We start from the raw sequence: 26,143 nt of genomic DNA on the forward strand, positions 1-26,143 counted from the left end.
GTTTATAGATAATAAAATAAGGTGTGGTAATGGTATTGGAGTAATTTCGTCGAATATACAAATGCCAACATGAAGAATTATTATCATCAACATTATGTTATTAAATAGTGCGTATAAAGAAAGAGAAAAAGCATATCTGGAAATAATGGACTATTTAACTTACATTTTAGAAATAACGAATCCATTTGATCTGATGTGGTTGACTTCTTATGAACTTCCAACCTTTATTTTAAATAGAGTAAAAAGAATATATTATTTAACTGATTCAGAAACTGATTTAGTTTTGAATCATATTATACAATGGTGCACGATGGTTGGTTATTATAATGATGATAAGTACACAAAATTGTTCTTTGATTATAACTTGAAAGAGTTAATGCATATTTAATATAGTAGCCCTGAGGTCAACTAGTGGTTATCTAATAAGTAATGTCGGGAGAATTTTTAAGTCATAATGCGTATAAATTATTAGAATCAGGAAGAACGAGTACAGCACATTTAAATAAAACAGAATGACACACAATAAATTGACAGTTTTCAAGTATACAGTCATCCCCGCGCAAAACGACGCGGGGATGACTGTTGTTATGAAGGGAGATTGGCTAATTTTTTTAATTGTTCGGTTGCAAGAGCTTCAAGATCAGGCCTTTCAGCGCAAATTTTAATTCCTTCTTTGGACGCTGCAGCCATATAGCATATATTCTCGAAAAGAGTTACAAGACGTTCGGAATTTTCTATTAACTGATCAGTGGTTAAATTATTTAACGTGTCTTGTAGTTCTTTTCCCATATTATGAAAATGGATTAAGAAGGACATACCGGTGATAAAATCAATGGTTACATTATAATAAAGAGCTAAAACAATAAGAGATTCTATTGGCGGCGCACATTGACCTGTTTCATAGTTGGTATAATTATATAAATTTATTCCGGTCTTGATACTTACTTGTTTACGGGTTTTACCTGCTCTTTTTCGCAAATAGGTAAGGATTTTTCCGATAAAACGAGTTCGCTCCCGATTACCGATAGATACATAGTCATCATTAGTCATTAAATATCACCTCGCCGTTATTATAACAAATTAATTACTAAAATACAATGCATATATAGAGATAAAATGTTTTTAAAACGTTTATCGTGTAGTATATATTAATAAACCATAAATTACCAATACCTTGTAGGAAGAAAAAGGTTGTGGTAAAGTTGAATTGTTCACCGAGGGAAGGTGCGGGTCAGTATTACCCCGCACCTCGATACGGTTACTAGTGCCGTAAAATGGCTTGAATACTGAATTTCCCGCTGCGCTTCTGTAACCCCACGGGTTACCAATGGGCGCAAATAACAACAAATTAATTGCCATAAGGCAATGGAAAGAGGAAACAAATAATATGAGTGATACTATTAGTAAATCATGGTTTTGCGTCTTCAATAACCCTGTGGAACATGGGTATACCGGGGAAGCTGAAGAAGTGGCCAAGAGAATCGTCAATGAGTGGTGTGATGGAAATCCGTCAAGGACATGCGCGGTTGCATTCTGTATATCCGCCGAAGGGCTGCATCATTTGCACTGCGTCTTTGAGGATAAAAAAACAATGCGTTTTTCAATGATTAAAAAGACATTCCCTGAAATGCACATAGAAGCGACAAAGGGAAATCGTGATCAGGCCGAAGACTATATCAATAAGCGCGGCAAATGGGAAGAGAAGGGTGAAAAGATCATCTGCATTGAAAGGCATGGAGAGATCAGCGGAGTTAAAGGTCATCGCAGCGATTTAGACGAAATTGAGGCGTTAATTGACGATGGTTATACGCCGAAGCAGATCATGGCAATGTCATTTCGTTATCGAAAGTATGAAAAAATGATCAAAGATGCGTTCTTTGCAAAACGGGAAAAGGAAACGCCGGTTCAAAGAAAAATCACAACCTATTGGCATGTTGGTGAATCAGGGACAGGAAAGAGCTATACCTATGTTCAGCTTTGTGAGAAATATGGGCAAGAAAATGTCTATATGCTTACCGACTGTGAAAGCGGAGGATTTGACTTATACTGCGCTGAGACATATTTGATTATTGATGAATTTCGCGGACAGATCAAATACAGCGTTTTACTCAACAGCATATTATCCAATTACAAAACACAGGTTCATAGCCGGTATGCGAATATTGTTCCTTTATGGGTTGAAGTTCATATCACCTCTGTGTTCCCGCCTGAAGATGTATATAGGAAAATGGTTGAAGAGTATCGTCATATTGACACATTCGAACAGCTCAGGCGCAGAATTGATTTTGTCGTATACCACTGGAAAACATCGAACGGTAATTATTGCGAATTTCAGATTCCCATGTCTGAATATAAGAATTACGAAGATTTGAAACGCAGGGCAGAGTCAGGGGATTACGATGTGTATTTTTAAAATCATAAGAAAAGGTGAATACATATATAAAATCAAAGCATATATTGTGCTGATGGACAAGCAGAGAGGGGACGGTGAACGATGTCGAAGGCACAGAAACTGAATTTCCGCTTTCATAATCCGAATCCGCCCGAGGAAACAGCGGAATACATATACCGGATATTCCTCGAAGCCAATAAGCGGAAATTCGAGAAAGTGCTTATGGAAAAAGCAAATTCGGAAAAAAAGTCGAATAAAGAAAAATGTTGCAATTAGAATCTATGTGATGTATAATTGCGTCATAACAGAATGGCATTGTCATAAAAGAAAGGGGCTCTGTTATGAACGTCGTAGCGTATTGCCGTGTATCCACGGACAAGTCCGATCAGCTCAACAGTTTAGCCATGCAGAAACAATTCTTTGGCGAATACGCCGAGAAAACCGGTCACTCTTTAGTGAAGGTGTATGCCGATGAAGGCATTTCCGGTACGAAGATTAAAAACCGGAAGCAGTTTTTGCAGTTATTAAAGGATGCCGAGAAGGGTCTTTTCGAAATGGTTGTCGTAAAGGACATTTCACGGTTTGCCAGAAACACGGTTGACTTTCTCCAGAGCATACGCGCATTAAAGGCGTTAGGGATTGAAACAACATTTCTCACGGCCAATATGAGCGTGCTCGGAAACAGTGAGTTCGTATTGACGATATTCGGTGCTCTTGCCCAAGAAGAAAGCGCTAACACTTCGAAGCGGATTAAGTTCAGTAAGAAGATTAACGCTGAAAACGGCAGAGTGCCGAATATTGTTTACGGTTACGATAAAACCATAGGGGATTATTTCAATCTTGCCATCAATGAAAAAGAAGCTGCTGTCGTTCGTCAGATATATGACTGGTATATCAAAGACGGCCACGGCGGTCTGCAAATCGCCAATATGCTGAATGCAAGCGGCATCAAAACGAAACGCAACTGCAATTGGAGTCAAAACGGTGTTTGCCGCATTCTCACCAATGAGCTTTACACCGGCAAGGTGATCAACGGAAAACAGGAAGTCACCGATTTTTTAACCGGTAAGCGGGAAGACAAAGAAGCAAGCGAATGGCTGGTCACCGAGAATCCGGAACTGCGCATCATCGATCAAGAGACATTTGAGAAGGCCGGTTTGATTTTAACGGATAGGGCACGCACCTTTAAATTCACTAAGGAACGCCACAGTAATAAATATTTGTTCTCTACGTTGATTAAGTGCAAAGAATGTGGCTATTCCTTCCGGCGGGCGGTTCGACAATATAAGAATACATATATCCGGTGGATTTGCAGTCAGCATAACAGCCACGGCCCGCAGAGCTGCTCGAATGCGGTCACAGTTGATGAGGATGTATTGATTGAAAAACTAGATCGGTATTTTAAAGAGACGCTTGAACGTAAGAAGGAAGTTATAAAGAATTTGAAAAGCGCGTTTGTCAAGGAATACAAGGCAAAGGACGAAAACGAAAACTACGAAAAAGCACTCATGGATGAATTGAACTCCTTAAAAAAGAAACGTCAGAAATACATGGATATGTATAACGATGATATCATCAGCCGTCAGGAATTGAATGATACCATCGGCGGAATAAAGGAACAGATCGAAAAACTTGAGACATCGTTGAAATTGGTTGAATATAACTTAAGCAAAACAGATCAACTTGAAAACTTAATAGAGAACACTTTCGGGACAATTGAAAAGATCACTTCGGTAAAGGAATTGACAAATTCGGAGTTGAGAGAGATTTTAGAGAAAATCGTTATTGACAGCGAAGGAAACGTCGATGTATACCTGCGTGTGATTGGTGACTTAGGTCTGGATGAAACCGTTCTACTTGACGACTCCCGCACATAAGGATATGACAGAACGGCTGATGAATATCGACAGAAGATTATACGCAAGAGTACGGCAGGTATTGGATTGCAACCGGGAACAGCGTCATATACGCGGAGGACTTGCCACAAGGGAAAAATATCAGGGTATGAAAACCCATTAGGCGGAGCGGTAAAAAGCGATATTCCACATCGGGGGTCGCGGGCTGATCCGCCCGAGGGAAAAGAAAAAGTGAACAAAGGGGAGTAGCGGTTTCGGCAGGATTCGCGCGGACCGGGCGGTATACTCGGAGCGTGGGAGTGGTATGAGATGACGGTTGTTTATGTCGATATCCTGTTTTTGCTCAACGCCTATATGACCCTGTTTCAACTGGCGGCGACGGCAAAATTCTGCCGCGTCCGTATTGTGGGATGGCGGCTGCTGTTGGCGAGCGCACTCGGTGGGTTGTCGGGATTGTTGTTTTTTCTCGGCGATTTCCCGGTTTTATGTGTCGCGGCCAACCTGATCTGTGCGGCGGTTATTATTTTGACAGCATTTCGACCCGCCGGAGCCAAGGCGTTTTTTAAGCGGATACTGTGTTTTTGCGGGTGCGGTGCGGTGTTCGCGGGTGCGGTTTTGCTGTGCCGGACGTTACTTGGAACCGAACGGCTATCCTATCGGGGCGGTGCGGTGTACTTTCAGATTTCACCGCTGCTGCTGATCGGGGCGACCGCCGGATGTTATTTGATTTTGCGGATTTTCTTTAAACTGACCGAATCCAAGTTGCCGTCAAAAAGTCACAAAATGATTGTTCGGGTCGGTAAGCGCAGCGTTACCCTCGAAGCCGTTGTCGACAGCGGTAATATGCTGTGCGATCCGATCAGCGGTCTTCCGGTCGCGGTGACCCCCGAAAGCGCAGTCTCACCGCTGTTCACCGGGGATGCGGCGCGGTTTTTCTGCGGGGACGGAGTTTGCAGCGACGAGGTATGGCGGCGCAGGGTACGGTTGATTCCCTGCAAAACCGTGGGCGGCGGGGGGCTTTTGCCCGGGTTTTTGCCCGACACCGTGAAAATCGGGAATAAAGATATAAAATTGCTGATTGCGGTTTCGGACAAACTGGATCAGGATGGTGAAACGCTGCTGCCGACGGCTGTTCGAGATGAAGTTGAGGTCTGATGAAAAAGACGAGAGGATGAATATAAAGATGAGAGGGATCACCCGCATTTTTAATTTTTTTGCCCGGTTGTTCGGGCTGCGCCCGGTGTTTTATATCAACGGGCCGGAGATTCTGCCGCCGCCGCTCGACCCCGATGTCGAGCGGGAGCTTCTGTCTGCCTGTGCGACCGATAACGATGCGCGCGAAAAGCTGATCGTACATAATTTACGGCTTGTTGTCTATATTTCCAAAAAGTTCGATGCGGGTTCTTCCAATGTTGAAGATTTGATTTCGATCGGCACGATCGGGCTGATCAAGGCCGTCAACACGTTTAAACAGGATAAAAATATTAAGCTGGCCACTTATGCCTCGCGCTGCATTGAGAATGAAATTTTGATGTATCTGCGCAAATGCTCCAACCAACGTGGGGAATTATCGCTTGAGCAGCCGCTGAACATCGACAAGGACGGTAATGAACTGCTGGTTGCGGACGTTTTGGGCAGCGACGGCAACGACGTCGGGTTCAAGGTTGAGAGCGACGACGAGCGCAGACAGCTTTATGAGGCCGTCGAGCGGCTTCCGGTACGGGAACGGGAGATTATGTGCATGCGGTTTGGGCTGTTCGGGAAAAAGGAACTGACCCAAAAGGAGGTCGCCGACCAGCTTGGAATTTCGCAGTCGTATATCTCGCGGCTCGAAAAGAAAATCATCCGTCAATTACGCAGGGATTTGGCGGCGATTTAAAGATGAAAAATTGAGGATATAATTAATTCCCCTTCTCAGAGGGGGATTTTTTGCGGATAATTTATAAAAGCTTTACATAGTGGGCGGCCACATGGGGCCGCCCCTACGGTGACGAAATAACACCGAGGGTGGAAGCGCGTGTTATCAGGTTTATGGATTGATGATTCCATGACGCGTTTGGGAGCGGGCACTGCCCGTCGCGTTTGAAACCGGCATCATGCCGGCCGCATTGCGTTGGATTTTGGTTTGTGATATAATAGGAACACATATTTACGGAGGCACTTTATGACAATTCTCGACGCGATTATACAGGGGATTTTACAGGGGCTGGCGGAATTTCTGCCCATCTCCTCCAGCGGACATCTTTCGGTTTATCAGCATTTTGCCGGGATCACCGATCAGGCGCTGTCCGCAACGGTTTTTTTGCATTTGGGGACCTTGTTTGCCGTGTTTGCGGTGTTTTATAAACAGCTCTGGGAGCTGATTGCAGAGCTGGGTCTGACGATCAAAGACATTTTTACGGGCAAGTTCCGGTTGAAGGATATGACCCCGCGGCGCAGAATGCTGATCATGCTGATTCTGTCCTGCCTGATGCTGGCGGTGATCCTGCCGGTAAAGGATCAAATTGAGGGGCTGGTCGGCGATGGCGACATCATTGTCGAAGGCGTCTGTTTACTGTTCACAGCGGTGCTGATTCTGATCGGCTCGCGGCTGGCGGTACCAAAGAACAGCGGGAAAACCGCGGGAAATATGCGGGCCGGAGACGCGGTCTTGATTGGATTGGCGCAGGCGGTGGCGACGCTGCCGGGCGTATCCCGTTCGGGAAGCACGATCTCGGCCTCGCTGATGCTCGGATATGACCGGGAATATGCATTCGACTACTCGTTCATTCTCGGAACACCCGCAGTGCTGCTGGCAACGGCGCTCGAGATCAAAGACGCGGTGCAGGGGAATATCGAAATCAATGTGCTGCCGGTTTTCATCGGGATTGCAATCGCAGCGGTCGTCGGATATTTTGCAATCAAGTTCTTGGCCAAAACCGTTCGCAGCGGTGCGTTCCGGTATTTCGGATGGTACTGTACCGTCGTCGGATTGCTCGTAATTGCGGCGGGTCTGACTGAAAAAATCAGCGGACAGCCACTCGGTGCATTATTGGGACTGCAATAAAACAACGATGAATTAACATTATAAAGAAGAGGAAGGAAAAAATGGCGACGAAAAAACCTGCCGCAAAAACTCCCGCGGGATCCGTAAAAAAAAGACAGGCGGTGACGAGAACATCGGAATCCGCCAAACGGGCTTCAACCGAGGCCAACCGTACGGCCTGGTCGGTCGTTTTGGTCGCAATGGCGCTGCTGTTGCTGTGTCTGTTCGTCATTCCGGGCAAAGAGCCTTGGGAGGCGGTCGGCGATTTCTTCTTTGGCGTATTCGGTGTGGCAAGCTGGATCTTATGCATTCTGCTGGTCTATACCGCGTTTTTGCTGGCGCTTGACGTGGGCGCGGAAAAAATTTCAGCCAAGGTTTGGCAGATGGCAATTTTAGCCGCCTTTATCTGTTCGCTGTTTTTTACCGCCAAATACGGCGCGTTTGACCTCACCTATTCCGATGCGCTCAAACTGGGTTGGGAAGCGAAACAGGGCTGGGGCGGCGGTTGGTTCGGCGCTTTAATCGGTTGGCCGATTTCCAGGTTCGGCAAAACTCCCGCCATTATCATCGAGGTCGTTGTGACGCTTGCGGTTTTTGCGATTATGAGCGGCAAAGGTGTAATTAATATTATTAATATGATCCGGAAAGCGCGGGAGAAAAATGAAGTACGCAGAGTCGAGAACGGCAAAGCGCCGGTGCTGGTGGACGGATATGAGATTCCCGCAGAGGCTACCGCAGCGTCACAGCTCGGGAAAAAACCAAAATTCAACACCGACGTCAAGTTCGACGACAATAATAAAATTCCGATACAGCACGCGCAGCCCGTCAAATCGTCTATGACCCCTCCCGCACCGCTGCCCGAGCCGAATCCTCAGCAACTGGCCAGCCTGGAGGCCGCCATCGCCAATCTGAACAGCCCCTATAAAAAAGGCGACATCAAATTCGAGGATCACCCGCTCAAGGGGGACACGCTGCCGATTCCGGGCACCGAGATTCCCGCCGAGATCGACAGCATTGCCGAAAAGGCCACTGCGCAGGTCGCCGAACAGGAGGCAAAAAGCGCGACGTCCTCGGAATATAAACCCGTCAAGGATCTCAATTATAAATCACCGCCGATTAATTTATTGACCGCACCGCAGCCCCGTGACACCGCCCGGCTGAACGACGAGCTGCGCATTACCGCGAGCCGTCTGGTTGACGCGCTGCTGAGCTTCGGCGTCGAAACCCGGGTCATCAACATCTGCTGCGGTCCGACCGTCACGCGTTATGAGCTACAGCCGGCGGCGGGTGTCAAGATCAGCAAGATCACAAACCTGTCCAACGATATCGCTCTTTCACTGGCGGCGCAGAGTGTGCGCATCGAGGCCCCGATTCCGGGCAAAAACGCCATCGGCATCGAAATTCCGAATAAGACCGTCAGCACCGTCAATGTGCGTGAGGTCATGGAATCGGACAAGTTCGCCACGGCGCCCGGGAATCTGACCGTGGCACTCGGTAAGGACATCACGGGCAATTCGATTGTCACCGACCTGTCAAAAATGCCGCATTTGCTGATTGCCGGTACAACCGGTTCGGGTAAATCGGTTTGTATTAATACGTTTTTAATCAGTTTGATCTATAAGTCCAAGCCCGAGGACGTGCGCATGCTGCTGATCGATCCGAAGGTGGTCGAGCTGAATGTTTATAACGGCATTCCGCATCTGCTGATTCCGGTCGTTACCGACCCGAAAAAGGCCGCGGGCGCTTTGGCTTGGGCCGTCAATGAAATGATGGACCGGTATAAACTTTTTGCGGCGCATGACGTGCGTGATCTGACCGGTTATAACGAAATGGCAAAGCATACGCCGGGCATTGACACGCTGCCGCAGGTGGTTGTGGTCATCGACGAGCTGTCCGATTTGATGATGGTCGCAAGAACCGACGTAGAGGACTCGGTCTGCCGTCTGGCACAGATGGCTCGCGCGGCCGGTATGCACCTCGTTATCGCCACGCAGCGTCCGTCCACCGACGTCATCACCGGTGTGATCAAGGCCAACATTCCGAGCCGCATCGCATTCGCGGTCTCATCACAGGTCGACTCGCGGGTCATTATGGATTCGAGCGGCGCGGAAAAACTGCTCGGGCGCGGCGATATGCTGTTCTGCCCGATCGGCACCCAGAAGCCGGTGCGCATTCAGGGCTGTTTTGTCTCCGACGCCGAGGTTGAGCGGGTCATCGATTATGTCAAGAACAAACACGGTGCGAATTATGACGCCGACATTGAACAGCAGATCGAGTTGGCTGCGGCACAGCGCGCCGCCGAACGCGGCGACAGCGGCTCCGGCGGGGATGAGCCGGTTGATGATATGCTGACACAGGCCATCGACTGCGTGGTCGATGCCGGAGGCGCGTCGACATCGCTTTTGCAGCGGAAACTGCGTATCGGGTACGGACGGGCCGCGCGCATCATCGACGAGATGGAGGAACGCGGCATCATCGGCGGCATGGACGGAAGCAAACCCCGCGCGGTGTTAATTACCCGTCAGCAGTGGGCCGAGATGAAAATGCGGTCGCAGGACAAGTAATACATAGAGTATATATCATATACTATTATACGAATTAAAATCTATGCTGTACTGTTTGAGTACCTCCCCTCTGAGGGTGCAGAACGAACCACCCCGCCCGCACTGTGGGCACCCCTCCACAGAGGGGAATAATTTGTTGGAGCCATTATGAACAAACGTACGACAAAACGACTGATCACGCTGTTGCTTGTGGCGGTGGTCTCGCTCGGTATTTGGTTTTTTGAACAAAATGGTTCGGCAAATGAGCCGAAGACCTATTCGACCGAATTCACGATGACGGTGCTGGCGTTGGACAAAGCCGACTGCATTATTTTGCAGAGCGGGGAATCTGTTGTGTTGGTTGACGGGGGCGAGACCTCCGACGCGGGCGACGTGGTCGGTTTTTTGCTGGCACAGAAAATTTATCACATCGACGTGATGATCGCAAGCCATCCGCATTCCGACCACATCGGCGGGCTTGACGACGTGCTGAACGAGGATTTGATCAGCGTCGACGCACTGCTTGCGCCGGACATTCCAGAGGATGAGGTCGGTGATTCGGCGGTGGTTCGGAATTTCAATCAGGCCGTGATTGACAGCGGCGTGCAGAAACTCTCCTGTGAGCCGGGGGATATCTATGACATCAACGGTGATATCAAACTGACGGTGCTTTCGCCGATCGGTGACGACCACGATGGACTCAATGCCTGGTCGGCGGTCGTCAGGGCTGACTGCGGCGATATCTCGGTGCTGCTGACCGGCGACACGACGGTGGCCGAAGAGAAAAAGATGCTGGAAAATCCGCGGATTGCGGCGTTGCTGGACTGCGATATTTTGAAAGTGGCGCACCACGGCGGCACAACGTCTTCGAGTATGGATTTTCTACGTGCGGTTTCCCCTGAAATCGCATTGATCACCGCACGGGACGATGCCGACGAGGATTATCTGATGGAAAAGGTTGTTGCGCGGCTTGATGAGCTCGGGACAAAGGTCTATGACACCCGGCACAACGGCAGAATTGTCTGCACCCAAAGCGACGGGGGACTGAGTGTGAGTACGCAGATACCGGATGAACTTTTTAAATAACCCCCTTGAAAGGAGGATGGAAAATGGACGAACGTTTTGAAAAACAACTGCAGTTTTTAATTGAGATCGACAAGATGAAATCGGTTTTCCGGCAGACGATATTGATTGACCGTTCTCGGCGGGAGGACGACGCCTCACACTCATGGCATTTCGCGGTCATGGCGATGCTGCTTTTTGAACACTGTAAAGATCAGAGCGTCGACATCAATCGGGTGATCAAGATGGCGCTGGTGCATGATTTGATTGAAATTTATGCCGGGGACACATTCGCTTACGATGCTGCCGGGAATGCCGATAAACTGCAGCGCGAACAGAAATCCGCCGATAAGCTCTTTGCCTTGCTGCCGAAAGATCAGGGCGAAGAGATTCGGGCGCTGTGGGGAGAATTTGACGCCGAACAGACCCCCGATGCAAAATACGCCTGCGCCATTGACCGGCTGCAGCCGTTTATCAATAATATCATGACCGAGGGACACACCTGGAAACGGCATGGTGTGACCACCGCACAGGTGTATCAGCGTATGGAACCGATCCGCACGGCGATGCCGGATATCTGGGCGTTCGTGACGAGTTCCGTCGGGGATTTTGTGAAAACGGGCTATCTGATCGGTTGAAGTATGTAGCAAAGATAACAATACAGCTGTTTTAAATACGGTACGCTGCACAGCCGCAGCAGTTGGGAAAACAATCAACTCACCTCGATTGCAAGTACGGTAATATCATCTTTTTTATCAGCGGAACGGTCTTTGGCTTCTTCAGCGAGTCCCTCGCAGAAGGCCTTAAGCGACCGTTCTTTTTTATCGCGCAGACGGGCTGCGGGAAGTTCTTCGTCAATGATTCCGTCCGAGGTCATCACGATGACGTCGCCTTTTTGCAGACGCACCTTGCGGCGGAAAACCTGCGGATCACCCAGGATGCCGATCGGCAGGGTGTTGCCCTCAATTTTCGAGACGCTGCCGTCGCGCAGGACATAGCTCAAATATGCCCCCGCCTTGATGAATTCGGCTTCGCCGGTGCTGTCGTCGATTAAAAGTGCGTCGAAGGTCGCCAGCGCTTCGTTGTCGGTACGGGCGGCAAGCGCACTGTTGGCACAGCAGAGGGCGATGTCGATGCCCGAACCCGCACAGTAGAGTTTTTCGAATACGCTGATTGCCATATGGCCGTCGAGGGCCGCCCTCGGCCCTGTGCCCATGCCGTCGGAGAGGATAAACAATCCCCGCTCGGGGATGATGCGGCAGATATCGCCGCTGCAAACGCCGTCGGCGCTGCGCTGTGCCAATGCAAAATCGACCGTGACGGCGGGCGCGCTCTCGGCGGTGATTTCATAACCGCCCGCGGCGCGTTCGATGCGGGTTTTATCGAGCTTTTTACCGGTGTGTTTTTCGACGAGTGCCGAAATTTGCTGCAGATCGGAGGCTGACGGTGCGTTTACGCAGACGATACGCAGCCGCAGGGATTTGCCGTTGGAAAGTGCGGACTGGGTGACCACATCAAGCCGCAGACGGCGCAGCAGCCCTGATAAAGCGGATTTCAGATATTCGTCCTCGCCAGAAAAATCGGCGTTTTGCGCTGCCGCAAGCAGTAAATCGGACATCATCTCAAAGTGTTCGCAGGGATTTTGGCGGGCGCTGAGGTTCTCCCCACCCGTGTCGCCCGCCTCAATCATTTTATGAACCTGTTCCCCTTTTATGCAGAAGGACAAGTCGCCGCCCTGGCGAATTGCCGTGCGCAAAGCGCGGTCGGTCTGGGCGTAGGAAAGATTCCAGCAGAGGTTTTTCCGCCGGCAGGTGAGGCAGATTTCCCGTGCAACGGTTTCCGGGGTTACATGAGGCGCTTTCAGCGCAGAAAGCCGAGTATTGGCCTCACGCAGATCGCAGAAGACCTCGCGCATCGCATCGGAGAGCGCAAACAATCGTCTGGATTCGGGACTTTCCCGTACCGGCGGGCGGCTTTTTTCGCGTTTCAGTTTTTCATAGAGTTTGATCGGTACCGAAGCTGACACCAGCGCCGCGATTCCGACTTCATACAGGCAGACCAATGCGTCATAGGCGCCCGAACAGGCGATCAGAACCACAGACGAGACACCGAAAAACAAAAAGGAGCGCCCGTAGGCACTCCTGCGGAAGGCACAGAACGCGTAAGCCGCCAGCGCAAGGGCGGGGGAGAGCACCATCAGGGTTTTTGACGTGCAGGTCAGAATAAACCCTCCGACCCCGCCGATGGCGGCCGCGTATAAAGGGCTGGCGTCACGGATCAGCAATAAAAACGCCGCGACAGCGATAATTCTGCCCAATGCGAGGCCGCCGAAACCGATGCTGCCCGGGGCCGCACAGACCGCAAATAAAATGACAAACGCGGCCAATCCCGACGCCCGGTCGGAAAAAGCCGCAGTAAAGTTCAAGGGGCTGACCAAAAAGCAGACGCCGAGGGTCAAAAGACCTTCAAAAATCGCCCCAAGCAATGTGAAAACCGTTTTATCGGGCAGATATTTGAGCAGAACAGAAGCGGCCAGTACGGCAAGCGCCGCCATGGATATGCTCCAAAAGCGGGATTTCTGACGGAAAAACATCCTTGCCGCCAGTGCCAAACCCGCTGACATCAAAACGATACCGCCCTGAATGTCCGGTAGCATGATCAATCCGGCAACTATCGCGCCGATACCCGCCGAGAGGCCGCCTATAAAAGGCAAAGCACCCACCAATGCCGCTGCAAAGGGGGTGTAGCCGTTGCCCACTTTAAAAAATGCCGCACCGAAACCGAGCGCCGCCCATAACAGCGTTGTTTTGACTCCGGCTTTTAATTCTTCTCGTGCGGAAAAAAACACCTTTACTCTCTGTAAGATTCTCTCCATCTCTTTTACCCTCCACGGACATGCCGTAGATTTATGATAGTACTCGGAGGGGGCAGATTCGGTCGAAGGGTGGAAGCTGAGCGAATTTTTTTATGGATAAAAAAGTGAAGCCGCTTAATATAATAAACGGGAAGAAGCGGTAAGCGGCTTCACATATGTAAAACCGTTTTCGCAATATCTTGAAACGAAAGCGGTTTTACGATATAATATTTGTATTCTTTTCCCGGAGGAAATTGTTTATGAAGATTGAACTGTTTGACAAATGCACGCTTACGGTCGGGGATATGGACTTTTCGCCCATCGAAGCTCTCGGCAACGTGACTTTTCACGACATCGTCCCGCCGCAGGATTTGGCCAAAACCATCGGGGATGCCGACATCGCTTTGGTCAACAAAGCGGTTTTGACCGAGGAGGTTTTTACGCGGTGTCCGAATTTAAAATACGTCGGCATTTTTGCCACGGGCTATAACAACATCGACCTTGAGGCCGCCAAGCGGCACGGGATCACGGTCTGCAACGTGCCGGGCTACTCGACCGACTCGGTCACGCAGCATGTGTTTGCGCTGTTATTGCAGATTGCGGGCAGTATCGGCCAATATGACAAATCGGTGCATAACGGCGACTGGGTCAAATCGCTGGCGTTTTCGTATTTCCCCTATCCGATCATTGAAATTCGAGATAAGACTTTCGGTATCTTCGGGTTCGGCAGCATCGGGAAAGCGGTCGCCAAAGTCGCCGACGCCTTCGACATGAAGGTGATTATCTGCACGCGTACGAAACCCGAGAACTGCCCGTATGAACTCGTGAGCAAAGAGGAGCTGTTTGCGCATTCCGACTTTCTGACAATTCACAGCCCGTTGACTCCGCAGACCAAAGAGCTGGTCAACAAGGATACGCTCGCGTTGATGAAGCCGACCGCCGTGCTTATCAACACTGCACGCGGCGGCGTTGTGAACGAGCAGGATCTGGCTGATGCGCTCAATGACGGAAAAATCGCGGCGGCGGGTCTTGACGTGCTGACCGTTGAGCCGATGAAAGCCGACAATCCGCTGCTCAAAGCTAAAAACTGTGTGATCACGCCGCACACCGCATGGGCTTCCAAGGAGGCGCGCCAGCGGTTAATCGGCATGGTCGCGGGCAATATCAAGGCGTTTATGGACGAGAAACCCATCAATGTCGTCAGTTGAAAGTGTAAAATGTAAGTGGTAAAGTGAGCAGTTGGTAGTGAAAAGTGGACAGCGACATATCCGGAGTCCGTTGTACTGAGTTCAATAAATGAATTATGAGACAGCAAAAGAAGCGTCGCTTTGATAGCGGCGCTTTTTATTTCTGCAACAGCATATTGACGCGTGAAAAAATCGGGTATATGATATAAATAGAAAGATATTGAGTGAATTCAAACAGCGGTGTTTTCATAAGATGCAGTGCGGTGGGGGTGAAGATCATGGCAAAAGGGCCGTTGATTTTAAAGATTTCGGGGATTGTCATGTTTATCGAAGCGCTCATTGGATCATCCATTGCGCTGTTCTCGGGACTGTCGCTGATTTCTATGCTGAACAAGCGTAGCGAGATGAGAGAGCAGCTGCTGAGCCCTTTGGGCTACCTGAGTTTTGCCATATTCGGGTTGGTGCTGCTCACTTCAATCGCGTTATTCGTTTGTGCGATGAAAAGCTTTCATACATATAATCATTATCTGGTTCCCGGCGGCAACGATAACTATTTGGTACCCAGCCGGTATGTGCTGATCTTGGGTGCGCTCACGTTTCTGTCGGGTTTTGCCGTGACATATACGCCCAACGGCAATAGGAGTTATGCCGTTTTGATAATGATTGCCTCTACCGGGTGGGTGTTTGCGCTGCTCAATTTGATCCTTGTTAAAAAGGATCGGGAAGAGCGCGCGAAGGAAGAAGCACAGCCGGTAAGGAGGTTTTAGAGTAAGTGAACAGTTGGCAGTTTAAAGTGAAAAGTGAATTTTCGTAAATGCAAAGCGTCGTAGTAACGGCGCTTTACTTTTATCCGAGGAATATATTGACATTTCAGCGATAAAGGGTTATGATAAAAAAGCGGGTATAGAAATGCAAAATGTATTGGATTATATATAATTTATGGAGAACAACGTGAAAAAGAAAAACGTGCTTGTGTTGAGTGTCCTTTTCGTATTTGCTTCTTCTTTCCTGATGTCTTGCGGAAATAAAGTAAATGTTGTGAAAGACATACCGTCCGGATTTGTAAAATTAAATATCGCAGAAGACAATCTTGATGTCGGCGGTCTGCATTACACAATCGGCGAATCACAGATTTCGTTTTTGGATGCCGACGAGATTTGCACCTATCAAACGGAATTGAAAGACACTCAATTCATTGTAAAACACGAAAATGAATATTATGTCAATGAAAAAAAGTATTCGGAATTAGTTGCTATGGCAAAAGGGGTCACTGTGCAACGAAACACGCAATACAGCAATGGAGATACCATAGAGCTTCGCGGGATTGGACTTATTCCATATACGGTGGAATTTTTCGATGTGCTGTCATACAGTGATGGTAAAATAAAATTATGCCGTATCCGATTCATAATGGGCCCAAACATCCCTGAAAATAAACAGTCGCAAATTTTCAGCTACATTGAAACTGACAAAGGAACAATTATTAAGGATTATGAATATACTGCGGGAATATTTGAAGTGTTGATTCCTGTAGAAGAAAAAATAAAAATCATTGTTATAAAGAGCCCTGATTATCCGGGGTGTATCCGAAAAATAATTAATGGCAGTAATATTAAAGTGGTTCAAACAAAACCGGAAGGGTATATTCAATTAGACAAAGCGACGGATAATCATGGAAATGCCATAGATTATATGGTCTTTGAAAATGGGATTACCTTTTTCGATGCTGATAGAATAGGTATATATGGAGCGGTTATTTATGATCAAAGTTTTCTTGTGATATACGAGGATGAATGGTATGTAAATGAAAAAAAATATTTAGAAATTGTAAAAATATCAGATGCTGTCTCGGAAAAGCGAAACAAAATTTACTCCATAGGAGATGATGTTGAATTACGAGGATGTGATGTCAACTATAAAGATGGATATAGTATTAAGATTAACGAAGTAAAAGCTGACACTGATGGATCTATATACACAATTCAATTTTCGATCAGCCCCTATGTAACCGAATACAAACGAAAGGAAATCTTTGATCATGTTGAAACTGATCGGGGAACAATTATCAATGAGTTTACATTTATCGGCGATGCAGAAGTTCAGGTAACCGTTCCGGTCGGTGAAAAAATTAATATGATCGTTGTAAAGAGTCCGGATTATGATCATGCCATTCGAAAAATAAACGTCTCATATTAAAATCAGCATAAAAAGCATCAGGAGGGCACAATGAAACCCATAAAAGTTTTTTTACGGATCATCCTTGTCGTGCTCGCTTTTTTCTTGTTATCGTGTGAGAGAAGTGTTGCAGAGGTGGTTGAAAGAATACCGCCGGGATTTGTGAAGTTGAGCACTGCGGGAAACAATCTTTATAACGGCGGTCTGCATTATACAATCGATGAATCACAGATCTCATTTTTTGATGCCGACGAGATTTGTATTTATCAATCAGAGTTGACCAATGATGATTTTATTGTTGTGTATGAAAATGAATACTATATTTATCAAGGCAAATATTTAGAATTGATTGATAAGTCGACCGATGCCAAAGTGGTTGAAACAATACCGGATGGATTTATTCAATTAAACGTAGGATTACGCAGCCTTAAAAACAAGCTGCATTATGTGCTGGGGGAAACGGAGATTTTATTTCTATCTGCCGATGAGATTTGCATCTTCCAAACAAGGTTAAATAATAATAAATATATCGTCTTATACGAAAATGAATTTTATTTCAATGAGCAAAAACTTGCAGAGTTGATCAATCAAGCGACATTGATCGATCAACAACGCGAAATGATATACAGCGGATCGGTGAATCTGCCCGCAAGGGGAACTCCTTATACAATAATGCTATTTGATGTAATTGAAAGCATCGGTACAGAAGGCAATACCTTATGTAATCTTGAGTTTGCAAGCAGTGTTTCGGGAGATTGTGTTGAAGGCTACGGAACGGATATTATGAAACAGATATTTGACCATGTTGAAACGAATAAAGGGACAATCATTGATGAATTTACGATTGATAATATCAGAGGAGATATTCAGGTGGAAATTCCGGCAGGTGAGGAACTCAGCATCATTGCAGTAAGAAGCCCCGATTATCCCGGATTTGTCCGGAAAATAAGCAGCTCATCAAGGGGTAAATCTTTATTAACATGGCCAAATTAACATTTTGATCGGATGCGCTTTCTAGTACTATATAGATTCTCCTATAAAAATAAAGTGACATTCCGACGCGATGATTCTTCGGGAATGTCACTGTTCACTGTAAACTGTTAACTTTTCACTATGTTGTTAAAATCACTTTGCGACGAAGCCGACTTTTTTGTAGACCTTGGAGAGAGTGCGGGCGGCAAGTGCGGAGGCCTTTTGCGCGCCGTCTTTGTAGATGCTCTCGAGATAGGCCTTGTCGGACAGCAGATCTGTCGCTTTTTCACGGATTGGGCGCAGCAATTCGACGACCGCTTCGCCGACCGCCGGTTTGAACACGCCGTAGCCCTTGCCTTCGAATTCGGCTTCAATCTCGTTAAAGGTCTTGCCGGTTGCGGCACTGTAAATACTCATCAGATTGGAAACGCCTTTTTTGTTTTTGGGATCGTATTTGACGCAGGTCTCGCTGTCGGTGACCGCTTTTTTGAATTTTGAAAGAATGATATTGGGCTCGTCCATCAGGTCGATGGTGCCGACGGGATCCTCTTCGGATTTGCTCATTTTGCTCTCGGGGTCGGACAAGCTCATGATGCGTGCGCCGACCTTGGGGATGAACGGTTCGGGAATTGTCAAAACGTCGCCGTAGACGCCGTTAAAGCGGCCTGCGATGTCGCGGCAGATCTCGACGTGTTGTTTCTGGTCGTCGCCGACCGGAACGAGATCGGCTTTATAAAGCAGAATATCGGACGCCATCAGCACCGGATAGTCATACAGGCCGGCGTTGATGTTGTCCTTGTGTTTGGCGGCTTTATCCTTGTATTGGGTCATGCGGTTGAGTTCGCCGACCATGGTGAAGCAATTCAACACCCAAGCCAGTTCGGCGTGCGCCGGAACGTGGCTTTGGATGAACATGATGTTTTTGTTCGGGTCAAGACCACAGGCGATATACTGCGCCAACAGGTTCAGCGTCCGTTTGCGCAGCGTCGCCGGATCCTGACGGACGGTGATGGCGTGCATATCGACGATGCAATACAGGCAGTCATATTCATCCTGTAGCGCGACCCAGTTTTTCAGCGCGCCCAAATAGCTGCCCAGATGCAGTTCGCCGGTCGGTTTAATGCCCGAAAAAATACGTTTTTTTGCTTCGTTTTCCATGATCGTTTAATCGTCCTTTATTCTCATTGAATTGTAGGGGCGGATCCGCCCGCATGATAATCATTTTAATCGCACAGGGATTGCATTCTGCCTATTTGACGGGCGGATCATATCCGCCCCTACCGATGTGCGTATACAGGATTTAGATTGTCTTTATCACGGCACCGAGAATTTCACAGCCGCGGGTGATTTGTTCATCGGACGGCGTCGAGAAGTTGAGCCGGATCGTATGGGCGGGTTTCTCGAGGTCGACCGAGAATGCGGAACCGGGTACAATGGCCAGTTTGCGCTCGATACAGGCCTTGACAACGCCCATCATATCCATGCGCTCCGGCAGATATCCCAGTACGAACAAACCGCCTTCGGGCTTGGTGAACTTGATGCTGTCGGGGACGTTTTCCTCCAGACCATGGGCCATCAATGTGTATTTGTGGCGGTAGAGCGCCTGCATTTTTTTAGTGTGAGCGGACAGATCGCAGCCGGTGATAAAGTCGTGCACGAGAATCTGCGCAAGCAGATTGGTATGCACGTCCGAGGCCTGTTTGGCGACGGTCAGCTTGGAGATCAGATCGGAATTTGCCAGCACGAATCCCACGCGGATGCCGGGTGCGATCAGCTTGGAGAAGCTACCGCAATAGATCACAAGCCCTTCGCGGTCAAGCGATTTGATGCTCGGGATATCCTCACCGGCAAACCGCAGATCGCCGTAGGGGTTATCTTCAAGAATAATGATGCCGTATTTCTTTGCCAGTTCATAGATTTTACGGCGCTTTTCCCACGAGGTCGACAAGCCCGACGGATTTTGAAAGTTCGGGATCAAATACAGCAGCTTGGCGGTGGGATTTTTCTGCATGGACGTCTCCAGCGCGGCCAGATCAACGCCGTCGTCTTCCATCGGAATGCCGACGAGTTTGATGCCGTGAGAGCGGAAAGCGTTCAGAGAGCCGATAAAGGACGGATCCTCGCAGAGAATGACGTCGCCCGGATCGCAGAAAATCTGTGCCGAGAGGTCAATGCCCTGCTGGGCGCCGGATACGATCATCAGGTCGTCGGAGTCGGATTTCAATCCCTTTGCCGTCAAGTCGGCCTTGAGATAATCGCGCAGCGGTGTATATCCTTCGCTGATGCCGTATTGCAGATAAGTTGCGGGGGGCCGTTTGGTAATCTCGTTGATAATACGGCGGATGTCCTCAACCGGGAAGGCTTCGACTGACGGGTTTCCGGCTGCAAAGGGAATGACGTCGGTTCCGGAGGTGTGCTTTAAAATCTCCCGGATCGCCGACGGTTTGAGGTTTTTGAAATTTTCACTGAGGCGGTAGTTCATGATGTTTTCCTCTTTTTTTTTCTTTCAGCTCACGGTGTCCGGGATCTCCCCGGTATATTCGGTGAGCATCAGAGCATAGGAGTGGAACGCGGAAATTTGTTCGCTTTTTGTCTCTTTGAGCTTGTCAAGACCCTCGGCCGAATAACTGCGCATCAGCAGCGTCCAACCTGTGAGATCGTCGTGCAATTGAAGATCTTCAACGAAAATGTTCAATTCATCGATTCCCACGCCGATGGTGCCGGCAGGTAGTTTTTCGGTGAAGGAGGTCATCGGTTCAATCAAATTGTGATCTGCAAGATACTGTGTTGCTTCGGGACTGCTCAAAATCAGAAATTTCTTGCCGCCGGCGACGTCTTGTGTGAATGCCTCGTTGGCCTCTTGATTTTGGGAGTCAATGGTGCAATATTCCACGGCAAGCAGAACTTTTCCGTCGGCGTTCATATCCATGGCGTAAGGGGTCAGTTCGGCGATCAGGCGCGGACCGAGTTGTCCGTCGGGAACTGTATCGGTCGTGACCACGCACAGCGTCAGATCGGGCACTTGACTGGTGAGTGAGAATACCGTGTAGACAACGATCAATAAGACGGCAACGCCCAAAATCACCAACCAACGAAATTCCGACCAGAAATCAGTGAACCGTTCCCATCGGCTGACTTCGGCTTTAGAACGCAGTGGTGAAAAGACGGGGTCGTTTTGTTCTTTTTGGGTGAGTTTTCTTGCCATTTTTGTTTTACTCCGCAGACGTGGTCGTTATGATGGTTGACATGGCCGTCTCGTAAAAACTCACGGCGGCCTGATAAGCGATCAGGGCATCACCAGTGAGCTCGTCATATTCGCCGGTTTTGAAGACGACATAAAAATCGGCAAACGCATAGGAAAGACCGTAGTCATCATGAACATAACCTAAAAGATTGTTGTAATTCGTACCGATATTGCTGTTGTTTATATAACCGAAGATGTTGGAGTCTGAGATCAGAAATCCCAAAGCGTCGGGTTCAATGTCGGAACGGTTGGTGTCAAATTCACCTAATTTGGATACATAGCCGTTTTCGACCAGCCAAGCATAAGAGTCGGGATCGGCGAAGATGATATAACAGGAGTTGTCATCCAGCATTTGCTGGGTCAATGCGGTGGCCTCGGGATTTGCACCGGTATTGTCTTTATCGTAATAACAGCCAAAAACCTTTGCATACTGTGCCGAGTCCTTATTGACGTCTTTGGTATAGGATATCAACAGCTCCTGAAGTTTGTCCGCGGTGTCTTCGGGCAGCACATAAGCGGACGAGATAAACGTGACTTTGATGTCCGGAGCGGGTTCCTTTTTTAATTGGATGAACCCGAGGACAACACCGATTGCAGCCAGAAGCAGAATTAAAAGTATTTTCCAATGGTCGATGATGGACTCACCGACTCTTTGCCAAAAAGTGAGCGGGGTGTAATCGAGGTGTTCGAGCGTTTCGCCCGCAGCTTCTTGCGAGGTAAGTTTTCTTGACATATGAAAGGTCTCCCTTCCCGGTCCGAGTCGCAGCGGTTATCTGCGTGTGTTTTACAGTTCCGGTTTCATGGTCGGGAAAAGCAGCACATCCCGGATTGACGCGCTGTCGGTCAGCAACATCACCAGGCGGTCGAGACCGAAGCCGAGTCCGCCCGTCGGCGGCATACCGTATTCCAATGCGGTTAAAAAGTCCTCATCGACCTGGGCATTTGCACCCTGCTTGCGGCGTTCCGCGACCTGATGTTCGAACCGTGCGCGCTGGTCGATGGGGTCGTTGAGTTCCGAAAAGGCGTTGCCCATCTCGGAGGCGTTGATGAAAAATTCAAAACGTTCGGTGAAATCGGGATCACTCGGTTTGCGTTTTGCAAGCGGTGAAACAGCCACCGGATAATCGTAAATAAAAGTGGGCTGAATCAGATTTTCTTCGACGAATTCTTCGAAGAAAGCGGCCAAAATATCGCCCTTGGTGCAGGCATTTTTTTCGAAATGCACTTTTTTTGCATTTGCTGCGGCCTGTGCGTCCTCATCGGATTTCCAGTCGTAATAGTCGACGCCGGCATACTGTTTGACCGCGTCAGCCATCGTGACGCGCGGCCATGGGCCGCCCATATGAATCTCTTTGCCCTGATAGGTCAGTTCGGTGGTGCCGCAGACCTCGTTGGCCAAATAGATATACAACTCTTCGACGATGTCCATCATACCGTGATAATCGGTGTAGGCCTCGTAGAGTTCGATGGAGGTGAATTCGGGGTTGTGGCGGGTGTCCATGCCCTCGTTGCGGAAGATGCGGCCCACTTCGTAGACCTTGTCGATGCCGCCGACGATCAGGCGCTTCAAGTACAATTCGGTCTCAATGCGCAGATACATATCGATGTCGAGGGTGTTGTGATGGGTTTTGAACGGACGGGCCGCCGCGCCGATTTCGAGGGTGTGCAGCACCGGTGTATCGACTTCGAGATAACCCTTGGCGTCGAGGAATTTCCGGATTAGGGAGATGATTTTGCTGCGCTTATAAAAAGTGTCGCGTACTTCGGGGTTGACGATCAAATCGACATACCGCTGACGGTAACGCAGATCGGTGTCGGTCAAACCGTGGAATTTTTCGGGAAGCGGAAGCAGAGATTTGGAGAGCAATTTCACCTGCTGGGCGTGGATCGAGATCTCGCCGCGGCGGGTGCGGAACGCATAACCGACAACACCGAGGATATCGCCGATATCCCAGTTCTTCATGCCCGCATAAGTCTCTTCACCGACTTCGTCGATCTTGATATAGAGCTGGATTTTGCCGCTGCCGTCCTGCAGGTCCATAAAGCAGGCCTTGCCCATGTCGCGCCATGACATCATTCTGCCGGCGACGCTGACGGTTTGATTTTCGAATTTGTCGAAATTTTCGACGATTTCGGCGGCGGTGTTTTTGCGGTCGAAGACGGTGATTTCATAGGGATTATTACCTGCAGTCTGGAGGGCTGCGAGCTTATCCCGGCGGATTTGAAGAATTTCGGACAGCTCGGGCTGTACGGCGTTTTCGTTTCCTGTTTCCATATCTGTTTCCATTTCTAGCTTATTTTAAACGGGTGGTTTTATTCCAGTATCTTCAGAATCTTAAATTTTAAAGCGCCCGACGGGGTGACTGCCTCGACGGTCTCACCGACTTTACCGCCCAAAATGGCTTCACCGATCGGAGATTCGTTGGAGATGCGGTTGTCGTCAGGGTCGGATTCGCTGCTGCCGACCAGATAAACTTCCATCTCTTCGTTGTATTCGGTGTCAAGCAGCAGAACATGGGAACCGATGCCGACAGCATTGCTGCCGATATCGCTGCGGCTGACCACTTTGGCCTTAGTGATGATGGTCTCAAGTTCGAGAATGCGCGCCTCGACTTTGGCCTGTTCGTTTTTGGCTTCGTCGTATTCGCTGTTTTCAGAGAGATCGCCGTAGCCGCGGGCGATTTTCAGACGCTCCGCAACTTCCTTTCGGGTGACGGTCTTGAGCAGGGTGAGTTCCTCGTTGAGTTTTGCCAGTCCCTCGTTGGTGAGGACAGTTTGTTTTTCCATTTGCGACTACCTCTCTCTTCGGAAAATGAACGGCATAAAGCCGTGGATGCCCGCATGCGGACAATTTTATGCCATATGAGATACTTTTTATATCCCATTGCAAAACATTCATGAATCATGGCATTCGGCGTGGTATGGAACGCCGCTTCAAGTGACACATAACGCCGCTTTTCGGCGACGTTTTATACATTATACAGGAAAAAGCGATTTTGTCAAGGGAAACAACGGATTTATCCGTAAAATTCAGGCAATTCCGCACAAAAAAACGGAATAAAAAAGAGCCGCGAAAAGCGGCTCTTTTTTGTCGGGGTTTTAATCTTAGTCGGGGTTTTAATCTTAATCGAACGTGATCAGGTCCAGAAGCGCGTCGAACGCGTAGTCGTTCGGCTGTCCGGTGTAACCGTCGTATTCGATGGTCAGCAATCTGCCCTCATAAATCGCGAAGATGCAGCGCTTGTAAAGCCCCGGATCGGTTTCGCCGCATTCGACCACGATGACCTCCATGCCGTCATAGGTGCCGGTGCCGGTCACGGTAAAGGTCAGGTCGTTTTCATATCCCCAGGCATGGTGTGTGATATTTATTTCTTCGACCATGGCGCGGGCTTCTTCCTCAAGCGTACCGTCTGATATCTCGGTCAGCGAAATATAGAAGGAAGCGTCTCTTTCATTACTTTGATTTGCTCGATGAAAACGAAGTGTGTCATCATTCACATAATAAATGTTTCCCCAACCGGTCGCCAGAAGAGGTTCGTCCAGGTTGGCATAAGTTACCGTCCAAGTATCCGGACAGAGCGCTTGGACATAGGATTCTATTTGTTCTGTAATGGTCCACAACAGCACTTTTGAACAGGCCGATTCCAAATATCTGCCGCTCGAGCGGATAAACGGTGTGCTGCCGTCAAACGGAAATTCGATTTCATTGTAAAACAACAGTGATTTGATGGTGGAAGTATCCATGATATTGTAGAACAGATAAACGGCACCAGCGTAGGAATTTGATAAATAGGAGCCGTAATATCCCATATAGCTGATTCTCTCATTTGAAAGTTCACTTAGTTCGATTTCGCTGTCGTCGTTAAATACTAAAACCGCATTCATATACATCAGAGAAGAACCGGACAGATGCTCGTCGTTCACATACAATCCCAACGGTGTCAGGACAGCGCTGGTAGGATAATAGGAAGAGAGTCTCGCGATCCCTTCTTCGTTCATAAAATAGTCCTGAATATAGCCGTCGATTTGTACTTCAATGCCCGGAACTTGCGTTTTTGATTCTGGAAGTGGCAATTCAAGATCGTCAAAGGTTAGAATTAAATCCTGTGTCTCCGGAGAGATGATATACAACGCATAATATTCGCAGTCCTCTTCGCGCAGCGATTCGATCGGAATGATCGCATAGTTCGCATTGTTATCATCATAATATGTGACGTTATCACGCTTAAGGCCGATATCAAGATATTGATAATCCTCACCGGAATATTTTTGCCTCACTTCGTACAGTTGGCAGTCGGTGTTCTCAGCGGGAGGTATTCTTTCAACGGATGTAACCTGATAATTGTCGATGCCGTACGAATGAGAACTATAGTCACCTTTATTTGTTTGCCAGAAAGAAATTTCGCAAGCGTTCAGGTCAAGGGTATTATCGGTCACAAGCGTTTTGCCGGTTTCGGTCAGTCCTCTGATCGAGAAGATATAGGCCGTGGTGTATTCGTCGGCGACGGATTCGTGCAGGGTCAAAATCACGTCTTCGTTCTGTACACTGGTGCCGATGGTGATGCCGTAGGGCGTCAGGGTTTCGACTTGATCGCCGTAAAGCGCATGGAAATAAGACAGTCCGCCGATGGCCGCTGCCGAAATCACAAGCAACGATGCCAAAATCAGACTGACGGCCGCCGAGACGGAGAGTTTGCCGCGGACACGTTTCTGCGGATGGGAAACAGCGGATTGAATTTTGTTTTTAACCCGATATTTTGCGCTCTGCGAGAGGGTCACGCGCTCCAGCGCGGTTTCGATTTTTTGATCAATGGAGTTCATATCGTCGCATCC

At 48.5% G+C, this 26,143-nt stretch carries 22 protein-coding genes; 13 read left to right on the forward strand and 9 right to left on the reverse strand.

The window, feature by feature from the left end; translation table 11 throughout:
- Nucleotides 1-585 precede the first annotated feature (585 nt).
- Nucleotides 586-1,050, reverse strand: a complete 465-nt coding sequence (locus PK629_05065) for a helix-turn-helix transcriptional regulator (GenBank protein HOP10842.1) — start codon at nt 1,048-1,050, stop codon at nt 586-588.
- 337 nt (nt 1,051-1,387) lie between these two features.
- On the opposite strand from PK629_05065, the gene PK629_05070 reads away from it, so the two are divergent.
- The 9 genes from PK629_05070 to PK629_05110 all read left to right on the forward strand — a co-directional run bounded on the left by PK629_05070 (nt 1,388) and on the right by PK629_05110 (nt 11,516).
- Nucleotides 1,388-2,413, forward strand: a complete 1,026-nt coding sequence (locus tag PK629_05070) for a hypothetical protein (GenBank protein ID HOP10843.1) — start codon at nt 1,388-1,390, stop codon at nt 2,411-2,413.
- A gap of 320 nt (nt 2,414-2,733) precedes the next feature.
- Nucleotides 2,734-4,269, forward strand: coding sequence for a recombinase family protein (locus tag PK629_05075; protein ID HOP10844.1), 1,536 nt, complete (start codon nt 2,734-2,736; stop codon nt 4,267-4,269).
- A 19-nt stretch (nt 4,270-4,288) separates the two neighbouring features.
- On the forward strand, nt 4,289-4,411 hold the full coding sequence (locus PK629_05080) for a sporulation transcriptional regulator SpoIIID (GenBank protein HOP10845.1): 123 nt from the start codon (nt 4,289-4,291) through the stop codon (nt 4,409-4,411).
- 146 nt (nt 4,412-4,557) lie between these two features.
- Nucleotides 4,558-5,403, forward strand: coding sequence for a sigma-E processing peptidase SpoIIGA (locus PK629_05085; GenBank protein ID HOP10846.1), 846 nt, complete (start codon nt 4,558-4,560; stop codon nt 5,401-5,403).
- 28 nt (nt 5,404-5,431) lie between these two features.
- Nucleotides 5,432-6,127 carry a sigma-70 family RNA polymerase sigma factor gene (locus tag PK629_05090; protein ID HOP10847.1) on the forward strand — a complete coding sequence of 232 codons (696 nt, stop codon included), beginning with the start codon at nt 5,432-5,434 and terminating at the stop codon, nt 6,125-6,127.
- Nucleotides 6,128-6,412: 285 nt separating this feature from the next.
- Nucleotides 6,413-7,294 carry an undecaprenyl-diphosphate phosphatase gene (locus PK629_05095; GenBank protein HOP10848.1) on the forward strand — a complete coding sequence of 294 codons (882 nt, stop codon included), beginning with the start codon at nt 6,413-6,415 and terminating at the stop codon, nt 7,292-7,294.
- A 41-nt stretch (nt 7,295-7,335) separates the two neighbouring features.
- Entirely contained in the window at nt 7,336-9,837 is a 2,502-nt protein-coding gene (locus tag PK629_05100; protein HOP10849.1) for a DNA translocase FtsK, read from the forward strand.
- A 147-nt stretch (nt 9,838-9,984) separates the two neighbouring features.
- On the forward strand, nt 9,985-10,902 hold the full coding sequence (locus tag PK629_05105; protein ID HOP10850.1) for an MBL fold metallo-hydrolase: 918 nt from the start codon (nt 9,985-9,987) through the stop codon (nt 10,900-10,902).
- A gap of 23 nt (nt 10,903-10,925) precedes the next feature.
- Nucleotides 10,926-11,516, forward strand: coding sequence for an HD domain-containing protein (locus PK629_05110; protein HOP10851.1), 591 nt, complete (start codon nt 10,926-10,928; stop codon nt 11,514-11,516).
- Nucleotides 11,517-11,590: 74 nt separating this feature from the next.
- Here PK629_05110 and PK629_05115 read toward each other — a convergent pair whose 3' ends face one another.
- Nucleotides 11,591-13,753: a SpoIIE family protein phosphatase gene (locus tag PK629_05115; protein HOP10852.1), complete on the reverse strand. Its 2,163-nt coding sequence runs from the start codon at nt 13,751-13,753 to the stop codon at nt 11,591-11,593.
- Between the two features lie 239 nt (nt 13,754-13,992).
- Here PK629_05115 and PK629_05120 point away from each other — a divergent pair, with 239 nt between their 5' ends.
- The 4 genes from PK629_05120 (at nt 13,993) to PK629_05135 (ending at nt 18,087) form a co-directional block, all read left to right on the forward strand.
- Nucleotides 13,993-14,940 carry a D-2-hydroxyacid dehydrogenase gene (locus PK629_05120; protein ID HOP10853.1) on the forward strand — a complete coding sequence of 316 codons (948 nt, stop codon included), beginning with the start codon at nt 13,993-13,995 and terminating at the stop codon, nt 14,938-14,940.
- A 257-nt stretch (nt 14,941-15,197) separates the two neighbouring features.
- The gene (locus PK629_05125; protein ID HOP10854.1) at nt 15,198-15,686 is read left to right on the forward strand and encodes a hypothetical protein; all 489 of its coding nucleotides are present in this window, start codon (nt 15,198-15,200) and stop codon (nt 15,684-15,686) included.
- Nucleotides 15,687-15,870: 184 nt separating this feature from the next.
- Nucleotides 15,871-17,115, forward strand: a complete 1,245-nt coding sequence (locus PK629_05130) for a hypothetical protein (protein HOP10855.1) — start codon at nt 15,871-15,873, stop codon at nt 17,113-17,115.
- Between the two features lie 30 nt (nt 17,116-17,145).
- The gene (locus tag PK629_05135; GenBank protein HOP10856.1) at nt 17,146-18,087 is read left to right on the forward strand and encodes a hypothetical protein; all 942 of its coding nucleotides are present in this window, start codon (nt 17,146-17,148) and stop codon (nt 18,085-18,087) included.
- A 132-nt stretch (nt 18,088-18,219) separates the two neighbouring features.
- Here the strand turns inward: PK629_05135 and trpS are convergent, their stop codons facing one another.
- From trpS to PK629_05170, 7 genes are all read right to left on the reverse strand, one after another.
- Nucleotides 18,220-19,224 carry a tryptophan--tRNA ligase gene (gene trpS, locus PK629_05140; GenBank protein ID HOP10857.1) on the reverse strand — a complete coding sequence of 335 codons (1,005 nt, stop codon included), beginning with the start codon at nt 19,222-19,224 and terminating at the stop codon, nt 18,220-18,222.
- Nucleotides 19,225-19,366: 142 nt separating this feature from the next.
- A complete protein-coding gene (locus PK629_05145; GenBank protein ID HOP10858.1) occupies nt 19,367-20,548 on the reverse strand; it encodes a PLP-dependent aminotransferase family protein in 1,182 nt (393 codons plus the stop codon).
- A gap of 24 nt (nt 20,549-20,572) precedes the next feature.
- Nucleotides 20,573-21,271, reverse strand: coding sequence for a hypothetical protein (locus PK629_05150; GenBank protein HOP10859.1), 699 nt, complete (start codon nt 21,269-21,271; stop codon nt 20,573-20,575).
- 7 nt (nt 21,272-21,278) lie between these two features.
- Nucleotides 21,279-22,043: a hypothetical protein gene (locus PK629_05155; GenBank protein HOP10860.1), complete on the reverse strand. Its 765-nt coding sequence runs from the start codon at nt 22,041-22,043 to the stop codon at nt 21,279-21,281.
- Between the two features lie 51 nt (nt 22,044-22,094).
- Nucleotides 22,095-23,585, reverse strand: coding sequence for a lysine--tRNA ligase (gene lysS / locus PK629_05160; GenBank protein ID HOP10861.1), 1,491 nt, complete (start codon nt 23,583-23,585; stop codon nt 22,095-22,097).
- 38 nt (nt 23,586-23,623) lie between these two features.
- Nucleotides 23,624-24,097, reverse strand: coding sequence for a transcription elongation factor GreA (greA, locus tag PK629_05165; GenBank protein ID HOP10862.1), 474 nt, complete (start codon nt 24,095-24,097; stop codon nt 23,624-23,626).
- A gap of 336 nt (nt 24,098-24,433) precedes the next feature.
- Nucleotides 24,434-26,131 carry a DUF4179 domain-containing protein gene (locus tag PK629_05170; protein HOP10863.1) on the reverse strand — a complete coding sequence of 566 codons (1,698 nt, stop codon included), beginning with the start codon at nt 26,129-26,131 and terminating at the stop codon, nt 24,434-24,436.
- Nucleotides 26,132-26,143: the final 12 nt, after the last annotated feature.

The organism is Oscillospiraceae bacterium (assembly GCA_035380125.1).
In the GTDB taxonomy this organism is placed as follows: Bacteria; Bacillota; Clostridia; order Oscillospirales; family JAKOTC01; genus DAOPZJ01.

Excerpts from the sequence above, each read along its gene's own strand:
- PK629_05065 (HOP10842.1), bottom strand. The coding sequence starts at position 1,050 with ATGACTAATGATGACTATGTATCTATCGGTAATCGGGAGCGAACTCGT.
- PK629_05070 (HOP10843.1), top strand. The coding sequence starts at position 1,388 with ATGAGTGATACTATTAGTAAATCATGGTTTTGCGTCTTCAATAACCCT.
- PK629_05075 (HOP10844.1), top strand. The coding sequence starts at position 2,734 with ATGAACGTCGTAGCGTATTGCCGTGTATCCACGGACAAGTCCGATCAG.
- PK629_05080 (HOP10845.1), top strand. The coding sequence starts at position 4,289 with ATGAATATCGACAGAAGATTATACGCAAGAGTACGGCAGGTATTGGAT.
- PK629_05085 (HOP10846.1), top strand. The coding sequence starts at position 4,558 with ATGACGGTTGTTTATGTCGATATCCTGTTTTTGCTCAACGCCTATATG.
- PK629_05090 (HOP10847.1), top strand. The coding sequence starts at position 5,432 with ATGAGAGGGATCACCCGCATTTTTAATTTTTTTGCCCGGTTGTTCGGG.
- PK629_05095 (HOP10848.1), top strand. The coding sequence starts at position 6,413 with ATGACAATTCTCGACGCGATTATACAGGGGATTTTACAGGGGCTGGCG.
- PK629_05100 (HOP10849.1), top strand. The coding sequence starts at position 7,336 with ATGGCGACGAAAAAACCTGCCGCAAAAACTCCCGCGGGATCCGTAAAA.
- PK629_05105 (HOP10850.1), top strand. The coding sequence starts at position 9,985 with ATGAACAAACGTACGACAAAACGACTGATCACGCTGTTGCTTGTGGCG.
- PK629_05110 (HOP10851.1), top strand. The coding sequence starts at position 10,926 with ATGGACGAACGTTTTGAAAAACAACTGCAGTTTTTAATTGAGATCGAC.
- PK629_05115 (HOP10852.1), bottom strand. The coding sequence starts at position 13,753 with ATGGAGAGAATCTTACAGAGAGTAAAGGTGTTTTTTTCCGCACGAGAA.
- PK629_05120 (HOP10853.1), top strand. The coding sequence starts at position 13,993 with ATGAAGATTGAACTGTTTGACAAATGCACGCTTACGGTCGGGGATATG.
- PK629_05125 (HOP10854.1), top strand. The coding sequence starts at position 15,198 with ATGGCAAAAGGGCCGTTGATTTTAAAGATTTCGGGGATTGTCATGTTT.
- PK629_05135 (HOP10856.1), top strand. The coding sequence starts at position 17,146 with ATGAAACCCATAAAAGTTTTTTTACGGATCATCCTTGTCGTGCTCGCT.
- trpS (HOP10857.1), bottom strand. The coding sequence starts at position 19,224 with ATGGAAAACGAAGCAAAAAAACGTATTTTTTCGGGCATTAAACCGACC.
- PK629_05145 (HOP10858.1), bottom strand. The coding sequence starts at position 20,548 with ATGAACTACCGCCTCAGTGAAAATTTCAAAAACCTCAAACCGTCGGCG.
- PK629_05150 (HOP10859.1), bottom strand. The coding sequence starts at position 21,271 with ATGGCAAGAAAACTCACCCAAAAAGAACAAAACGACCCCGTCTTTTCA.
- PK629_05155 (HOP10860.1), bottom strand. The coding sequence starts at position 22,043 with ATGTCAAGAAAACTTACCTCGCAAGAAGCTGCGGGCGAAACGCTCGAA.
- lysS (HOP10861.1), bottom strand. The coding sequence starts at position 23,585 with ATGGAAACAGGAAACGAAAACGCCGTACAGCCCGAGCTGTCCGAAATT.
- greA (HOP10862.1), bottom strand. The coding sequence starts at position 24,097 with ATGGAAAAACAAACTGTCCTCACCAACGAGGGACTGGCAAAACTCAAC.
- PK629_05170 (HOP10863.1), bottom strand. The coding sequence starts at position 26,131 with ATGAACTCCATTGATCAAAAAATCGAAACCGCGCTGGAGCGCGTGACC.